Origin of the sequence: Sphingomonas hengshuiensis (genome assembly GCF_000935025.1) — a bacterium.
GTDB classification, from domain to species: Bacteria; Pseudomonadota; Alphaproteobacteria; order Sphingomonadales; family Sphingomonadaceae; genus Sphingomonas; species Sphingomonas hengshuiensis.
This window is the reverse complement of sequence record NZ_CP010836.1, coordinates 567,212-582,624: the sequence shown is the minus strand read 5'-3', so window position 1 is coordinate 582,624 and position 15,413 is coordinate 567,212. Positions and strand designations below refer to the sequence as shown.

The window sequence follows — 15,413 nt, the reverse complement described above, 5'->3', positions numbered from 1 at the left end:
ACCGCCATGTACAAACGGAAGTTCCTCCTCGCCGACCCCGCCGAGCCGGCCACCCCCACCCCGCCCGCCAAGCCCGATACGGCGCCACGGCCCGCCAGGCCGCTGAGCCAGAGTGTATCGGACAACCCCCAGACCCGCGCCCGGATCGAGGCCGCGGCAGTCGCGGTGATGGGCGACGGCGCGAAGCTGACGCATGATGCCGTCGCCGAGCGCGCCGGCATCTCCCGTCGCACCGTCTATCGCTATTTCCCCGACCAGACGGCGCTGCGTCAGGGCGCCTGGAAGCAGCTGGCCCCCGCCGGCGGGATACCGCAAACGCTCGACCAGCTGCTCGGCGAAATGCGCGCGCGCTTCGCGCAGTTCGACGCCAATGCGCCTGCGATGACCGTGGCGATGGCCAGTGCCGAGGGTCGCGCGATCCGCAACGCAGTCACGCCCGATCGCGTCGCGGCCTATCGCGCGATGCTCGACGCGCCCAGCCGGGCACTGCCCGAACCCGATCGCACGCTGGCCGTCGCAGCCGTGCAGCTGCTGTCGAGCGAGGTGGCATGGCGCGAGATGCGCGATCAATGGGGCCTGACCGGCGACGCGATCGGGATCGCCTGCCGCTGGGCGGTCGAGGTGCTGCTGGCCGACCTGCGAAAGCGCGGCGACGCACCGCTGACCGCGGGCCCCGCCTGACCCCTTCGCCGGTTTTTGAACATCGGGTCTGGGCATCAGGGGCATGGCTTACGCTAGGGAACCCGGTAGTTTCGGGTTTTCGGTCGGCTCAGGCTTGCAGAGGCGGTGCCTCCATCCCTAGATGGGCGAACCGGCGTGCCGGAACGGGAGTCGAATCGCGTGGAGAGCATCACCGTCGAGCAGATGGCCGGACGCGTCGGCACCACTTGGGTGTCCGACTGGGTAGAGGTGACACAGGCGATGATCGCCACGTTCGCCGATGCGACCGGCGATCACCAGTTCATCCATGTCGACCCCGAACGCGCCGCGCAGACGCCGTTCGGCGGGACGATCGCGCATGGTTTCCTGTCGCTGTCGCTGATGCCGATGCTGGCCGCGCGCAGCGGCGCGCCGTCGATCACGGGCGCGACGATGGGAGTCAATTACGGCGGCAACAAAGTCCGCTTCCTCACCCCCGTCCGCTCGGGCAAGCGCGTCCGCGGCCGCTTCACGCTGCGCAAATTCGTCGAGCGCAAGCCCGGCGTGTGGGAGCAGGTCCAGGACTATACGCTCGAGATCGAAGGCGAGGACAAGCCCGCGCTGATCGCCGAGTGGATCGCGTTGATCTACGTTTAACCCTTCTCCCCCTGCCCGCTTGCGGGAGGGGGTCGGGGGGTGGGCACCCGCCCTCCACGAAATCACCGCCCGTGGATAGCGGGCGCCCACCCCCAGCCCCTCCCGCACGCGGGAGGGGAGCAACGAAAAGGAAGCTCCCATGCGCTCCGCAGTCATCGTCTCCACCGCCCGCACCCCGATCGGCCGCGCCTATCGCGGCGCGTTCAACAATCTGCCCGCCCCCACGCTGGGCGCCGCCTCGATCCGCGCCGCGGTCGAGCGCGCCGGAATCGATCCGGGCGAAGTCGACGACGTGATCTTCGGCGCCGCGCTGCAACAGGGGCACCAGGGCGGCAACATCGCCCGCAACGCGCTGCTCCGCGCCGGGCTGCCGGTATCGGTCGCGGGCATGTCGGTCGATCGCCAATGCGCCTCGGGGCTGATGGCGATCGCCACCGCCGCCAAGGAGATCATCACCGACAATATGGACATCGCGATCGGCGGCGGCGTCGAATCGATCAGCCTGGTCCAGACGCCCCAGATGCGTGTCGCCGCCGACCCCGAACTGCTCGCGATGCACGGCGACATCTACATGCCGATGCTCCAGACCGCCGAGGTCGTGGCGCAGCGCTACGGCATCGGTCGCGACCGCACCGACGCCTATGCCCTCCAGTCGCAACAGCGCACCGCCGCCGCCCAGGCAGCGGGCAAGTTCGACGATGAGATCGTGCCGGTCACTGCGACGATGAACCTCGTCAACAAGGAAACCAAGGAAGTCACCACCAAGGAAGTGACGCTGTCCAAGGACGAGGGCAACCGCGCCGACACCACGCTGGAGGGGCTTCAGTCGCTCAACCCCGTGCTGCCGAACGGCACGATCACCGCGGGCAATGCCAGCCAGTTGTCCGACGGCAGCTCCGCCTCCGTGCTGATGGAGGAAAAGCTCGCCGAGAAGCGCGGGCTCCAGCCGCTGGGCCGCTATGTCGGCATGGCGGTGGCGGGGACCAAGCCCGACGAGATGGGCATCGGCCCGGTCTTTGCGATCCCCAAGCTGCTCGAACGCTTCAACCTGAAGATGGACGATATCGGCCTGTGGGAGCTGAACGAGGCGTTCGCGGTGCAGGTCCTCTATTGCCAGGACACGCTCGGCATCCCGAACGAACTGCTCAACGTCAATGGCGGCGCGATCTCGATCGGCCACCCTTACGGCATGAGCGGCGCCCGGATGACCGGCCATGCGCTGATCGAGGGCAAGCGTCGCGGCGCGAAATATGTCGTCGTCACGATGTGCGTCGGCGGCGGCATGGGCGCCGCCGGGTTGTTCGAAGTCCTGTAAACCGCGTTTCGGGCGCGCCCGCCGCGGCGCGCCCGGATACATGCCCGCAGCCCCGCCGGTTCTTGTTGCTTCTCCACAACTTGTTAGCGATACCAGTCGCGAACCCCGAAAACGGGGCCGTTTGGAGGGGGCCAACATGGCCGAGGGCGTGGCGCTGCTGGCCGATATTGGTCGGCAATCGGTTCAGTTCGGACTGACCGGCGGTGACGCCGGGCAGGCTCCCCGCGACGTCCGCAAATTCCTGACCGCCGAACATCCGACCTTCACCAGCGCGCTGGTCGCCTATCTCACCGATCTGGGGCTGCGCGACGCGCGGCTACCCAGCGTGCTGGCGGTCGCGGGGGCGGCACGCGGCGACCTGATCAACCTGACTGGCAGCCGCTGGTATATTTCGCTCGCCGGAGTCGAGGCGGTGCTGCGCATGCCGCCGCGTGCGCTGAACGAATGCGCCGCCAATGCACTCGCGCTGACGATGCTGCCAAGCGGGGCCTTCCTGTCGCTCCACGGCCCCGCCCCCAAGCCTGTCGCGCCAGGCGGCAATTACCTCGTCCTCGGCCCGGGTACGGGCATGGGCGTCGCGGCCCTGGTCAGCGCGGACGACCGGCTGCTGCCGGTGCAGAGCGAGGCCGGGCACATGGCCTTTGCCGCGCAGACCGCCGAAGAGCACGCCTTCGCCCGCCATTGCGCCGCGAACGGGCACCCGCTGGACGTCGAGACGCTGCTCAGCGCCAGGGGGCTCCAGCTCGCTTATGCCGCGCTGTCGGGGGGCAAGATGCTCGCCCGGCCCGAAGACGTCACCCGCGGCGTCGGGCGCGATCCGGCGAGCACCGCCGCGGTGCGGATGTTCTGCGAGCATCTCGGCGCCTTTGCCGGCGATCTGGTGCTCGCATTCGGTGCGTGGGACGGCGTGTTCCTGACCGGGGCGATCGCCCGGGCGCTGCTCCCGCAGCTCAAGGACCCCGGTTTCCGCCGCCGTATGGAAGCCAAGGCCGCGTTCCGCCGCCAGCTCGCCGAAGTCCCCGTCGCGCTCGTCACCCGCAGCGACCTGGAACTGCTCGGCGCCGCCGCCGCATATGCGGGCAGCTAAATAGCGGAAACCAAAGCGACCCGGTTCGTTATCCTGCCGAAACCCATTCGACAGGAGAAGATCATGGCCGACACCACCGAACTCAAAAAGGCGCTCTGGGACAGGATGTCCGCCAGCCCGTTCCTGATGGTCGGCCTCACCAGCGGCGGCCATAGCGAGCCGCTGACCGCGCAGCTCGATCCCGATCAGGTCGACACGCTGTTCTTCTTCGTCGGCAAGGACAATCGGCTGGCACCCGGCGGCCCGGCGATGGCGCAGTTCGTGTCGAAAGGGCATGACTATTTCGCCTGCCTCGCCGGCACCGTCCGAATCGACAATGACCGCGCGATGATCGACAAGCTCTGGAACAACCAGGTCGAGGCCTGGTTTCCCGAAGGCAAGCAGGACCCGAACCTTGCGCTGATCCGCTTCGACATCGACGATGCCGAGCTGTGGCAATCCGACATATCGCTGACCGGCAAGGTCAAGATGATGTTCGGCGGCACGATCCGCGCCAGCGAATCGGGCAGCCATGCCAAGGTGCCGACCACCGCGGAATCCTGATCCCCCATCGCTGAAACGCGCCGCGCGCCATTGACCGCGCGCGGCGCTCGCGCGATGCCCGCTGCATGGGTCCATCGCTCGCGCACCGCATCCGCACCGAAGCCCATGCCGTATGGCTCGCCGTGCGCGACCCCCGCACGCCGATGCCGGCGCGGCTGTTCGGCCTGTTGGTCGCGGCCTATGCGCTCTCGCCGATCGACCTGATCCCCGATTTCATTCCCGTGCTCGGCCTTCTCGACGACATCGTGCTGATCCCCATTGGCGTGTGGCTGTTCGAAAAGATGGTCCCGCCCGCCCTGCTCGCCGAATATCGCGCCGTCGCCCGGGCCGAGACACAATATCCGGTGAGCGTCGCCGGAATCGCCATCGTCGTCGCGATATGGGGTGTCCTTGCCTATACGCTGTGGAGCCTTGCGGCGTGGATCTATGACTGAGCGCAAGGGGGGCAAACGTCCTGCGGCCTCGCGTTGCAGTGCCGGAGAGCTTGTGGCCGGTCCCGGAACCTTGCCGATGCTGCGTCGAGTCGGGTTGCATAGGCGGTCACCCGATGCTAGCAGCCCGCCAACCCATCGGGCGCGCCTCCCGGCGCTGCCCTGTACGTGCATGGGGCCAACTCCGAACCCTCCGAGAGGAACGTAATCGCGTGGAGAATTCCGGCGGTATCCAGGCCAGCCTAAGCGGACGCTACGCAACCGCCTTGTTTGCGCTCGCGCGCGACGCGCACACGCTGCCCCAGGTCGAGGCGAGCCTCGCCACGGTGCGCGCGGCGCTCGACGAGTCGCCCGATTTCAAGGCGCTGACGTCCAGCCCGCTGATCGGTCGCAAGGACGCGGGCAAGGCGATCGCCGCCACCGCGCCGGTGCTCGGGCTCGATGCGACGACGACCAGCTTCCTCGGCGTCCTCGCCGAGAATCGCCGGCTGAACCAGCTTCCCGCGATCATCCGCGCCTTCCGCCAGCTCGCGGCGCAGCATCGCGGCGAGACCACGGCAGAAGTCGTCTCCGCCCATCCTCTCGACGCCGCCCAGGTCGATGCGCTCAAGCAGCAGCTTCGCACCCGCACCGGGCGTGACGTCACCGTCGACCTGTCGGTCGATCCCTCGCTCCTCGGCGGGCTGGTCGTGAAGATCGGCAGCCAGATGATCGATTCGTCGATCCGGACCCGCTTGAACTCCCTCGCGCACGCGATGAAAGGCTGAAGGCTAAGACAATGGATATCCGCGCCGCAGAAATCTCGAAGGTCATCAAGGACCAGATCGCCAATTTCGGCACCGAGGCCCAGGTTTCGGAAACCGGCCAGGTGCTCAGCGTCGGTGACGGCATCGCGCGCATCCACGGGCTGGACAATGTCCAGGCCGGTGAGATGGTCGAATTCTCGAACGGCATCCAGGGCATGGCGCTCAACCTCGAGGCCGACAATGTCGGCGTCGTGATCTTCGGCTCGGACGCCGAGATCAAGGAAGGCGACACCGTCAAGCGCACCGGCACCATCGTCGACGTCCCCGTCGGCAAGGGTCTGCTGGGCCGCGTCGTGGACGGCCTCGGCAACCCGATCGACGGCAAGGGCCCGATCGTCGCCGAGAAGCGCAGCCGCGTCGAAGTCAAGGCACCGGGCATCATCCCGCGCCAGTCGGTCAGCGAGCCGATGCAGTCGGGCCTGAAGGCGATCGACGCCCTCGTCCCCGTCGGCCGTGGCCAGCGCGAACTGATCATCGGCGATCGCCAGACCGGCAAGTCGGCCGTCGCGATCGACACCTTCATCAACCAGAAGACCGTCAACGCCGGCACCGATGAGAGCAAGAAGCTCTATTGCGTGTACGTCGCCGTCGGCCAGAAGCGCTCGACCGTCGCACAGCTCGTCAAGACGCTCGAAGAAAACGGCGCGATGGAATATTCGATCGTGGTCGCTGCGACCGCGTCGGAGCCCGCCCCGCTTCAGTTCCTCGCGCCTTACACCGGCACTGCGATGGGCGAGTATTTCCGTGACAACGGGATGCACGCGCTGATCGTGTTCGACGATCTGTCGAAGCAGGCCGTGGCCTATCGCCAGATGTCGCTGCTGCTGCGCCGCCCGCCGGGCCGCGAAGCCTATCCCGGCGACGTCTTCTATCTCCACAGCCGCCTGCTCGAGCGCGCCGCGAAGATGAGCGACGCGAACGGTGGCGGCTCGCTCACCGCGCTGCCGATCATCGAGACGCAAGCCGGCGACGTGTCGGCCTATATCCCGACCAACGTGATCTCGATCACCGACGGCCAGATCTTCCTCGAAACCGACCTGTTCTTCGCGGGCGTCCGCCCGGCGATCAACGTCGGTCTGTCGGTGTCGCGCGTCGGCTCGGCGGCACAGACCAAGGCGATGAAGAAGGTCTCGGGCTCGATCAAGCTCGAGCTCGCCCAGTATCGCGAAATGGCCGCCTTCGCCCAGTTCGGCTCGGACCTCGACGCCTCGACTCAGCGCCTGCTGAACCGCGGCGCGCGCCTGACCGAGCTGCTCAAGCAGCCGCAGTTTTCGCCGCTGCCGTTCGAAGAGCAGACCGTGTCGATCTTCGCAGGCACCCAGGGCTTCCTGGACAGCGTGCCGGTGCAGGACGTGGTCCGCTACGAGCAGGCGATGCTGACCGAGATGCGCACCAGCCACGCCGACATCCTGACTGCGATCCGCGAGAGCAAGGACCTCAAGGACGACGTCCGCGACAAGCTCAAGGCCGCGCTGACGGCGTTCGCGAAGACCTTCGCGTAACCCATGCGTCACCCCGGCGAAAGCCGGGGCCTCGGGCCGCACGCACACGGCCTGGGGAATGCGGTTCCGGCCTTCGCCGGGATGACGAAGAAGGAAGAAAATGGCCTCTCTCAAGGCACTCAAGGTCCGCATCGGCTCGGTGAAGTCGACGCAGAAGATCACCAAGGCGATGAAGATGGTCGCCGCCGCGAAGCTGCGCCGTGCGCAGGAAGCGGCGGAGGCCGGGCGTCCCTATGCCCAGCGCCTCGAGAGCGTCGTCGCGAGCCTCGCGTCGAAGGTCACGGTGAGCGAATCTTCGCCGAAGCTGCTCGCGGGCACCGGCAAGGACCAGGTCCAACTGCTCGTCGTCGCGACCAGCGACAAGGGTCTGGCCGGCGCGTTCAACTCGAACATCGCCCGCCTGGCCCGCCGGCGCGCGCAGGAGCTGGAGGCCGAGGGCAAGACGGTCAAGATCTACACGATCGGTCGCAAGGGCCGCGCGGTGCTCAACCGCCTCTTCCCCAAGAACATCGTCCATTCGATCGAGCCCGGCGATCTCGGCAAGCTGACCTTCGCCGATGCGCGTGGCTATGCCGACGACCTGATCGCCCGCTTCGAAGCCGGTGAGTTCGACGTCGCGACGCTCTTCTATTCGAACTTCAAGTCGGTGCTGACCCAGGAGCCGACCGAGCAGCAGCTCATCCCGGTCGCGGTCCCCGCCGCCGCCGCACCCGCGGTCGGCGCCACCGCCGACGCCGCCGTCACCTATGAGCCCGACGAGGAATCGATCCTCGCCGACCTGCTGCCGCGCAACGTCGCGGTCCAGCTTTATCGTGCGATGCGCGAGAACGCTGCGTCCGAGCAGGGCAGCAAGATGACCGCGATGGACAACGCCACGCGCAACGCGGGCGATCTAATCAAGCGCCTGTCGATCCAGTATAACCGCGCCCGTCAGGCCGCGATCACGACCGAGCTGGTCGAAATCATCTCGGGCGCCGAAGCGCTCTGATGCGCCTGCCCGCCGCCCTTTTCCTCGCTGCGCTGGCACTCGCCGGCTGCGGTCGCGCGTCACAGGGCGATGCGGTGCGCAAGCAGGAAGAGGCACGGGCTGCCGAAGTCGCCAAGGCCACCGGCTGGGATCGCGCGTTCCAGCCCGACGTGGCAGTGGGCGCCGCGAACCAGTTCGGCTTCCGCCCATCGGCCTACACCGCAGCCAAGCAGGGCTTTGCCAGCGTCGGCGGGCCGGTGACGATCGCCAACAGCTATGCGAAGAAGCCCAGCACCATCGCCTTCGCGGCGACCGGTGGCGCGGCGGACAAGGTCGATTCGATCGCGTTCGACCTCGCGATCAACGATGCGGACAGCGCCGAGCTCGCCCGCACTCGCATGGCGGACCTCGTCCGCGATTATCTGTTCCAGTCGAAGATCGACGCCAAGCCCGTCCATGCCGCAATCGAAAAGGGTGCGCCTTCCAAGGGCACACTCGCGGGCACCGGCTATGCGATCGACGCGACGCCGCAGCACCTCACCGTGACTTTCACCAGAACCGGGGCTAATGCCCCCGCAAACAGCTAAGCCGCAAGGAAGCAGACGATGGCAACCGCCGCTGAAATCACCCGTCCGGGTACTACCAACAATGTCGGCCGCATCAGCCAGGTGATCGGCGCCGTCGTCGACGTCGCGTTCGAGGGCGAGCTGCCGGCGATCCTTTCGGCGCTGGAGACCGACAATAACGGCACGCGCCTCGTGCTCGAAGTCGCACAGCATCTGGGCGAGAGCACCGTCCGCACGATCGCGATGGACGCGACCGAGGGCCTGACCCGCGGCCAGACCGTCCGCGACACCGGCTCGCAGATCCGCGTCCCCGTCGGCCCCAAGACGCTGGGCCGCATCCTCAACGTCATCGGTGAGCCGATCGACGAGCGTGGCCCGGTCGATGCCGAGCTGACCTCGCCGATCCACGCCCCCGCCCCGCTGTTCGTCGACCAGTCGACCGAAAGCTCGATCCTCGTCACCGGCATCAAGGTGATCGACTTGCTCGCGCCTTATGCGAAGGGCGGCAAGATCGGCCTGTTCGGCGGCGCCGGCGTCGGCAAGACCGTGCTCATTCAGGAACTGATCAACAACATCGCCAAGGGCCATGGCGGCACCTCGGTGTTCGCCGGCGTCGGCGAGCGCACCCGCGAGGGTAACGATCTGTACCACGAGTTCCTCGACGCGGGCGTCATCGCGAAGGATGCCGACGGCAATGCGATCAGCGAAGGCTCGAAGGTCGCGCTGGTCTATGGCCAGATGAACGAGCCGCCGGGCGCCCGCGCACGCGTCGCGCTGTCGGGCCTGACGATCGCCGAATATTTCCGCGACGTCGAAGGCCAGGACGTGCTGTTCTTCGTCGACAACATCTTCCGCTTCACCCAGGCAGGCGCCGAAGTGTCGGCACTGCTGGGCCGCATCCCGTCGGCCGTGGGCTATCAGCCCACCCTGTCGACCGACATGGGCGCACTGCAGGAGCGGATCACCTCGACCAACAAGGGCTCGATCACGTCGGTCCAGGCCGTGTACGTCCCCGCCGACGATCTTACCGATCCGGCGCCGGCCACGTCCTTCGCCCATCTCGACGCGACGACCGTGCTCAACCGCGCGATCTCGGAACTTGGCATCTATCCGGCGGTCGATCCCCTCGATTCGACCAGCCGCGTTCTCGAACCCCGCGTCGTCGGCCAGGAGCATTACGAAACGGCCCGCGCCGTCCAGTCGATCCTCCAGAAGTACAAGTCGCTCCAGGACATCATCGCGATCCTGGGCATGGACGAGCTTTCGGAAGAAGATAAGCTCACGGTCAGCCGCGCACGCAAGATCCAGCGCTTCCTGTCGCAGCCGTTCCACGTCGCCGAAGTCTTCACCGGCATCCCCGGCGCGTTCGTGCAGATCGAGGACACGATCAAGTCGTTCAAGGCCGTGGTGAACGGCGAGTACGACCATCTGCCGGAAAGCGCCTTCTACATGGTCGGCGGCATCGACGACGCCATCGCCAAGGCCAAGAAGCTGGCCGACGAGGCGTAAAGCCTGTGGTTGAGATGCTGCTTGTACTCTCGGCGGTTGGAGGGTGGCTTTATATCCGCTCAAAATTCTCCGACGTGTACAAGCAGAACATCAGCATTCAACTTCAGCTGAATAGCCTGCGTGAGCAAATGGAAATACTCTCTGATCGCCCGGAAGCGGACCACAGTCTTCACGAGAAAATTGACCAGTTGGTGTGGGAAATCGACAACCGTCTTCCTCCATCAACAGATTATAACTCTGGCGATTAGAGCCTTAGGATAAAAAAGATGTCCCTCCACTTCGAACTCGTCACCCCCGAACGTCTCGTCCGCTCCGAGGACGTGCACATGGTCGTCGTCCCCGGCACCGAGGGCGATTTCGGCGTGCTGGAGGGCCATGCCCCGCTGATGAGCACCGTCCGCGACGGCACGCTCGAAATCTACAAGAGCGGCGCCACCACGCCCGAGACGATCCGCATCGAAGGCGGCTTCGCCGAGGTCAATGCGCGCGGGCTCACCGTGCTGGCCGAAAAGGCCGAATAAGCCGCTATTCGCCGGTGCGGTGGAAGGTCCAGCGCATCGGCTTGCTGCCATCGGCCAGCGATATTTCGGCCATCAGCGCAGCCCCCTCGCGCCAATAGCGCACGCGCTGCGGATAATCATGGGCGCGGTTCTCGAAGGTTATCGCATCCGCCGAGACCATGATCGCGCGAAAATCGGTAGGCGCCTGCCCGCGCGGCTCGGCGTGGAACACCAACACCCCGCCCTGCTGCGCAATCCGCATCGTCTCGCCGGGGCTGACCGCACCGTCGCGCCGAACCTCGGCAACTCCCGAAAGCCCGCCCTGCGGATCGCCCTCCCACCGCTCGCACATCTGCCGCCCGTTGGTGGGTGCGGTGCACCAGGTGCCGACCATCCATAGCGGCACCGGCGCGGAGGCGAGGATGACCGAAAAAAGCGCGCTCAACATAGCCTGAAGCTCCCACATCGCGAGATCGCGCACAACCGCCGTCGCTCAGATCGCGAGAGCGGCAGGCGGCTTGGGTGGGGTGGCCAGGCACACTGCCAGCGCGAACGCGATCAGCATGACGAAGCGCACGAAATGCAGCATCCCGTCCACCATGCTCATCGCCAGCAGGCAATCGAGCAGCATCACCATAGGCAGCAGGTCGCGGTTTCGCCGCGCCGCGCGATGGGCGAACCAGGTCGCGCCCGCCAGCAGCGCCAATGCCGCCACGGTCGCGACGATCCCCCAATTGAGCAGGAACTGCACGACGGCATTGTGCGGCTGGACATGGTAGAAACCATCCAGCGGCACCAGCCACCAGCTCGACGCCGCTCCCGTCCCGAACAGCGGATGCTGCACAAACACCCGCAGCGCCGAGGCCCAGAATATGTTTCGCCCGCTGCTAAAACCCGCCACCGACGCGCCGTCGCCGGGCATGTACATATAGAATTGCGGGTGGCCATACGGGGCGAGCGGAATCGCCAGCAGCGCCGCAGCAGCGAGGATCGGGAGCGCCTTCACCATCATCGCACGCACCGGCGGCGGCCCCGCGACTGCCCAGCCGCCCAGCATTGCCACGCCGCATCCCATCAGCGCCGCGCGGGTGCCGCTCCACATCATCAGCAGCGCGACCAGCGCGAACGCAGGATACAGCCAGCCCGGGCGCCGTCCGCCGGTCTCGCGCAGCCAGATGAGCCCCGCCAGGAATGCGGCGACTGCCCCCGTCCACGCCCCGAACAGGCGGCTCGAAATGAAGCCCGGCACCGCCGATCCCCAATCGATCACGCCCTGATGCCCGATCAGGTCGGCGGGCAGGATCAGGAAATGCAGCGCGATCGCCAGCACCATCGCTGCCAGCCCGGCGCTCAGCCACCCGCCAAATCGCCACGGATCGACTCCGCCCGCCGCGCGCACCAGATGAAATGCCGCCGCAGCGAAAAGCAGGTGCACCAGCCAGATCAGCGTAAACGCCAGTGACGTCGCGGGCCGCTGGGAAACAAAGGCCGAACTGATCCAGAAGCTGCCGACGAAAACCCACAGCGCCCAACGCAGCCAGCGCGGCCATTCCGCGAGGATCGTCCAAAGCTCCATCCCTTGTCGCCGCGCGCAGAGAAGGAAGCCGATCTCCGCGAGGACGAAAGGCAGTCCCAACTGGCGGGCGACTTCCCACGCTGGCGGACTGACGACCAGCGTGTAGGTCCGAAAGAGCAATGCGGCGGCCAGCGGCAGTATCAACCCCACTGCCACCGCGAGCATCTCGGCTGCGGACAATGCCCTGAGGCGAGCGAACGGCATGGTCGGTGGGACCCTATTCGGAACCGGCAACGTCATGCCGGCACTTCTACCCGAACAAGGTTAACGCCGCCTTCGCGTGCCGCCCGATGCGGTTAGCGAATTCTCAAGCCTTGCCCGCTACCCCTTCCGAATTCGCCTTTGATATCGGGTTTTAGATGAGCGCTTTCGGACGACGCAGCGGCCTTGGAGGTGGCACCGGCACGCGCCCCGCCTTTGGCGTCGCCCGGCCGATGCAGGGTCCCGGCCCTGCTCGCCCCGAGCCCCTGCCCGGCGGCGATCAGTTCCCGCCGCTCGGCAGCGTCCCGCTGCCCGGCGCCGCCACCTTCCCGCAAGGGATCGACGCACCATCCGTCAGCCCCGCCAGCAGCGAAGCGCTCCAGCGCCTCGCCGATCGCCAGGCGCAGTCGGGCGACGCCGGCGCGTCGCGGATGGAGGGGTTCGAGGCCTCGATCCACCGGATCAAGGAACAGGTCCTCCCGCGCCTGCTCGAACGCGTCGATCCCGAAGCGGCGGCGACGCTGACCAAGGACGAGCTGGCCGAGGAATTCCGCCCGATCATCGGCGAAGTGCTCGCCGAGCTGAAGCTGACGCTCAACCGCCGCGAGCAGTTCGCGCTCGAAAAGGTGCTGGTCGACGAACTGCTGGGCCTCGGCCCGCTCGAGGAACTGCTGTCCGACCCCGCAATCTCGGACATCATGGTCAACGGTCCCGAACAGACCTTCATCGAGCGCAAGGGCAAGCTCGAACTCGCCAATATCCAGTTCCGCGACGAGGAGCATCTGTTCCAGATCGCGCAGCGCATCTGCAACTCGGTCGGCCGCCGCGTCGACCAGACCACGCCGCTCGCCGACGCCCGGCTCAAGGACGGCAGCCGCGTCAACGTGATCGTGCCGCCGCTGTCCCTGCGCGGCACCGCCATCTCGATCCGCAAATTCTCCGCCAAGCCGATCACGCTCGACATGATGGCGCAGGGTGGATCGATGTCGCAGAAAATGGCGACGATGCTCAAGATCGCGGGCGCCAGCCGCTTCAACATCGTCATTTCGGGCGGCACCGGCTCGGGCAAGACGACGATGCTCAACGCGCTGTCCAAGATGATCGACCCCGGCGAGCGCGTGCTGACGATCGAGGACGCGGCCGAACTGCGGCTCCAACAGCCGCACTGGCTCCCGCTCGAAACCCGCCCCCCCAATCTGGAGGGTCAGGGGGAGATCACGATCCGCGACCTCGTCAAGAACGCGCTGCGCATGCGCCCCGATCGCATCATCCTGGGCGAAATCCGCGGCTCGGAATGTTTCGACATGCTCTCGGCGATGAACACCGGCCATGACGGATCGATGTGTACGCTCCACTCCAATTCCCCGCGCGAGGCGCTGGCGCGTATGGAGAACATGGTGATGATGTCGGACATCAAGGTGCCCAAGGAAGCGATCAGCCGCCAGATCGCCGATTCGGTCGATCTCATCATCCAGGTGAAGCGCCTGCGCGACGGGTCGCGCCGCGTGACCAACGTAACCGAAGTCATCGGCATGGAAGGCCCGGTGATCGTGACGCAGGAACTGTTCAAGTTCGAATATCTCGACGAAGGCACCGACGGCAAGATCATCGGCGAATATCGCTCGCAGGGCCTGCGCCCCTATACGCTCGACAAGGCCAAGCAATATGGCTTCGACCAGGCGTTGCTCGAAGCCTGCCTCTGACGCTCGCGCGGCGGCGCCGGATCGGCTAGGGTCTTGGTGTGTTTGCGTTGCTTTTCCCCGTGCTTGCCGCCGCCCAGTCGCCTGCGACTACACGGCTCGCCCCTGATGCCGAGGCGCAATGGGTCGCGTTCACGCTGAACCGCTATAACCAGATCCGCTTCACCCTCGATATTGGCGGGCGCCCGGCACGGGCGATCCTCGACACCGGGCTAAGCGACAGCGTCGTCAGCAGCGCCTTCGCCGCCGCTGCGGGCCTTCAGCCGCGGCGTCAGGTCCGCGCAAAGGCGATCGGCGGCGATGTCGCGGTGACCTGGGCCGATGCGCCCGCGATCCGCTTTGGCGGGGTGACGCGCAGCGGCGGGCGCGTCGGCATCCTCCCGCCACAGAGCGAGACGCGCTTCGAAATCGACGCGCTGATCGGCAGCGACATCCTCGGTTGCTGCGCGCTCGACATCGATTTCGAACGCCGCCGGTTCCGCATCCTGCCCAGCGGGCGGATTCCGTTTGCTGGGACCAGCGTGCCGTTGCGCCGCGGCACGTCGGGGCTGTATTTCGCGACGGCGACGCTCGCCGGAAAGCGGCTTTCGCCCGTGGTTGTCGATACCGGCGACGGCGCCTCGCTGACACTGGCGACCCCGGCTTGGGTCGCGACCGGCTATCGCGGATCGGCGGTTACCACCACGATCGGCTGGGGCATCGGCGGCGCCACCGTCACCGACACCGCCATCTTGCCCTCGCTGGAATTGGGCACCCTCCCCCCGCGCGAAAGCGAAGTGCGGATCGAGCCGCCGCGCGGCTTTCTCGACCGGATCGGCGTGGCCGCGCGGCTCGGCATGGGCACGCTGCAACGCTACCGCGTGCTGCTCGATCCCGCCGCCGGGCATATGGTGCTCGCACCCGGCCCCACCGCCACGACGTCCGCGATACGCTCGACCTCAGGCCTCTTGCTCGATTTCACCGGCACCGCGCTCCGCATCGTCCATGTCATGCGCGGCTCCCCCGCAGCGGCGGCGGGGCTGCGCGACGGCGATACGATCTGCGCTGCGGACGGCGTGGCGGTCGCCGAACAGGTCGATGCGCAGGGACTCGTCGCCTGGACCGCGGGCGCGCCGGGCCGCACAGTGCGGCTGTCGCTGTGCGATGGCCGCGAGCGGAGGGTGACTCTCGCGAACTTCTACTGACCGGCGCGCTAAAGCCGTCCCTCAACCCCGCAAGTTAAGCGCAAGACTCGCAAGGATCATCGCAACCAGCATTGCCAAGACCTGGAGCATAGTCCACGGCATGAAGCCGACGCGGTCGGCGTCGCGTCGTCGTCGTCGCCGGTGCTCGGCCAACCCGCTGCCCGCGGCCAGTAACATTGCGGCAACCGCGCCGCTCCATAATTGCTGTTGCATCGAACCGATTCGCCCCC

17 protein-coding genes are annotated in these 15,413 nt (G+C 66.9%); 15 read left to right on the top strand and 2 right to left on the bottom strand.

The features are described from left to right. The first annotated feature begins 6 nt into the window (after positions 1-6). The 13 genes from TS85_RS02755 (at position 7) to TS85_RS02700 (ending at position 10,543) form a co-directional block, all read left to right on the top strand. Positions 7-681, top strand: a complete 675-nt coding sequence (locus tag TS85_RS02755) for a TetR/AcrR family transcriptional regulator (protein WP_052507693.1) — start codon at positions 7-9, stop codon at positions 679-681. 159 nt (positions 682-840) lie between these two features. Beyond that, positions 841-1,296: a MaoC family dehydratase gene (locus tag TS85_RS02750; protein ID WP_044330297.1), complete on the top strand. Its 456-nt coding sequence runs from the start codon at positions 841-843 to the stop codon at positions 1,294-1,296. Positions 1,297-1,435: 139 nt separating this feature from the next. Next, positions 1,436-2,611, top strand: a complete 1,176-nt coding sequence (locus tag TS85_RS02745) for an acetyl-CoA C-acyltransferase (RefSeq protein ID WP_044330296.1) — start codon at positions 1,436-1,438, stop codon at positions 2,609-2,611. A 136-nt stretch (positions 2,612-2,747) separates the two neighbouring features. After that, entirely contained in the window at positions 2,748-3,698 is a 951-nt protein-coding gene (locus TS85_RS02740) for a glucokinase (RefSeq protein ID WP_044330295.1), read from the top strand. Positions 3,699-3,761: 63 nt separating this feature from the next. Beyond that, the gene (locus tag TS85_RS02735; protein ID WP_044330294.1) at positions 3,762-4,241 is read left to right on the top strand and encodes a pyridoxamine 5'-phosphate oxidase family protein; all 480 of its coding nucleotides are present in this window, start codon (positions 3,762-3,764) and stop codon (positions 4,239-4,241) included. Positions 4,242-4,306: 65 nt separating this feature from the next. After that, positions 4,307-4,675: a YkvA family protein gene (locus tag TS85_RS02730; protein WP_044330293.1), complete on the top strand. Its 369-nt coding sequence runs from the start codon at positions 4,307-4,309 to the stop codon at positions 4,673-4,675. A gap of 209 nt (positions 4,676-4,884) precedes the next feature. Continuing rightward, positions 4,885-5,439, top strand: a complete 555-nt coding sequence (locus TS85_RS02725; protein WP_044330292.1) for a F0F1 ATP synthase subunit delta — start codon at positions 4,885-4,887, stop codon at positions 5,437-5,439. A gap of 11 nt (positions 5,440-5,450) precedes the next feature. Beyond that, on the top strand, positions 5,451-6,980 hold the full coding sequence (atpA, locus tag TS85_RS02720) for a F0F1 ATP synthase subunit alpha (protein ID WP_044330291.1): 1,530 nt from the start codon (positions 5,451-5,453) through the stop codon (positions 6,978-6,980). A 100-nt stretch (positions 6,981-7,080) separates the two neighbouring features. Further along, positions 7,081-7,968 (top strand): F0F1 ATP synthase subunit gamma, encoded by an 888-nt coding sequence (locus TS85_RS02715; protein WP_044330289.1) that lies wholly within the window; start codon positions 7,081-7,083, stop codon positions 7,966-7,968. Next, positions 7,968-8,534, top strand: coding sequence for a hypothetical protein (locus TS85_RS02710; protein ID WP_044330287.1), 567 nt, complete (start codon positions 7,968-7,970; stop codon positions 8,532-8,534). The genes TS85_RS02715 and TS85_RS02710 overlap by 1 nt, the downstream gene beginning before the upstream one ends. A gap of 18 nt (positions 8,535-8,552) precedes the next feature. Continuing rightward, entirely contained in the window at positions 8,553-10,022 is a 1,470-nt protein-coding gene (atpD, locus tag TS85_RS02705) for a F0F1 ATP synthase subunit beta (protein WP_044330286.1), read from the top strand. A 5-nt stretch (positions 10,023-10,027) separates the two neighbouring features. Continuing rightward, on the top strand, positions 10,028-10,270 hold the full coding sequence (locus tag TS85_RS25165; RefSeq protein ID WP_155006277.1) for a hypothetical protein: 243 nt from the start codon (positions 10,028-10,030) through the stop codon (positions 10,268-10,270). A gap of 18 nt (positions 10,271-10,288) precedes the next feature. Then, the gene (locus TS85_RS02700; RefSeq protein WP_044330285.1) at positions 10,289-10,543 is read left to right on the top strand and encodes an ATP synthase F1 subunit epsilon; all 255 of its coding nucleotides are present in this window, start codon (positions 10,289-10,291) and stop codon (positions 10,541-10,543) included. Positions 10,544-10,547: 4 nt separating this feature from the next. On the opposite strand, the gene TS85_RS23915 is transcribed toward TS85_RS02700, so the two are convergent. Further along, a complete protein-coding gene (locus tag TS85_RS23915) occupies positions 10,548-10,970 on the bottom strand; it encodes a DUF6265 family protein (protein WP_052507692.1) in 423 nt (140 codons plus the stop codon). Positions 10,971-11,015: 45 nt separating this feature from the next. Further along, positions 11,016-12,278 (bottom strand): O-antigen ligase family protein, encoded by a 1,263-nt coding sequence (locus tag TS85_RS02690; RefSeq protein ID WP_162184681.1) that lies wholly within the window; start codon positions 12,276-12,278, stop codon positions 11,016-11,018. A gap of 179 nt (positions 12,279-12,457) precedes the next feature. Here TS85_RS02690 and TS85_RS02685 point away from each other — a divergent pair, with 179 nt between their 5' ends. Continuing rightward, positions 12,458-14,002, top strand: coding sequence for a CpaF family protein (locus TS85_RS02685; protein WP_044330282.1), 1,545 nt, complete (start codon positions 12,458-12,460; stop codon positions 14,000-14,002). A gap of 38 nt (positions 14,003-14,040) precedes the next feature. Next, positions 14,041-15,183: an aspartyl protease family protein gene (locus TS85_RS02680; protein ID WP_044330280.1), complete on the top strand. Its 1,143-nt coding sequence runs from the start codon at positions 14,041-14,043 to the stop codon at positions 15,181-15,183. Positions 15,184-15,413: the final 230 nt, after the last annotated feature.

Bases quoted from the DNA above. Each gene is read 5' to 3' on its own strand.
- TS85_RS02745 (WP_044330296.1), top strand. From the start codon at position 1,436: ATGCGCTCCGCAGTCATCGTCTCCACCGCCCGCACCCCGATCGGCCGC.
- atpA (WP_044330291.1), top strand. From the start codon at position 5,451: ATGGATATCCGCGCCGCAGAAATCTCGAAGGTCATCAAGGACCAGATC.
- TS85_RS02755 (WP_052507693.1), top strand. From the start codon at position 7: ATGTACAAACGGAAGTTCCTCCTCGCCGACCCCGCCGAGCCGGCCACC.
- TS85_RS23915 (WP_052507692.1), bottom strand. From the start codon at position 10,970: ATGTTGAGCGCGCTTTTTTCGGTCATCCTCGCCTCCGCGCCGGTGCCG.
- TS85_RS02740 (WP_044330295.1), top strand. From the start codon at position 2,748: ATGGCCGAGGGCGTGGCGCTGCTGGCCGATATTGGTCGGCAATCGGTT.
- TS85_RS02730 (WP_044330293.1), top strand. From the start codon at position 4,307: ATGGGTCCATCGCTCGCGCACCGCATCCGCACCGAAGCCCATGCCGTA.
- TS85_RS02710 (WP_044330287.1), top strand. From the start codon at position 7,968: ATGCGCCTGCCCGCCGCCCTTTTCCTCGCTGCGCTGGCACTCGCCGGC.
- TS85_RS02700 (WP_044330285.1), top strand. From the start codon at position 10,289: ATGTCCCTCCACTTCGAACTCGTCACCCCCGAACGTCTCGTCCGCTCC.
- atpD (WP_044330286.1), top strand. From the start codon at position 8,553: ATGGCAACCGCCGCTGAAATCACCCGTCCGGGTACTACCAACAATGTC.
- TS85_RS02715 (WP_044330289.1), top strand. From the start codon at position 7,081: ATGGCCTCTCTCAAGGCACTCAAGGTCCGCATCGGCTCGGTGAAGTCG.
- TS85_RS02735 (WP_044330294.1), top strand. From the start codon at position 3,762: ATGGCCGACACCACCGAACTCAAAAAGGCGCTCTGGGACAGGATGTCC.
- TS85_RS02685 (WP_044330282.1), top strand. From the start codon at position 12,458: ATGAGCGCTTTCGGACGACGCAGCGGCCTTGGAGGTGGCACCGGCACG.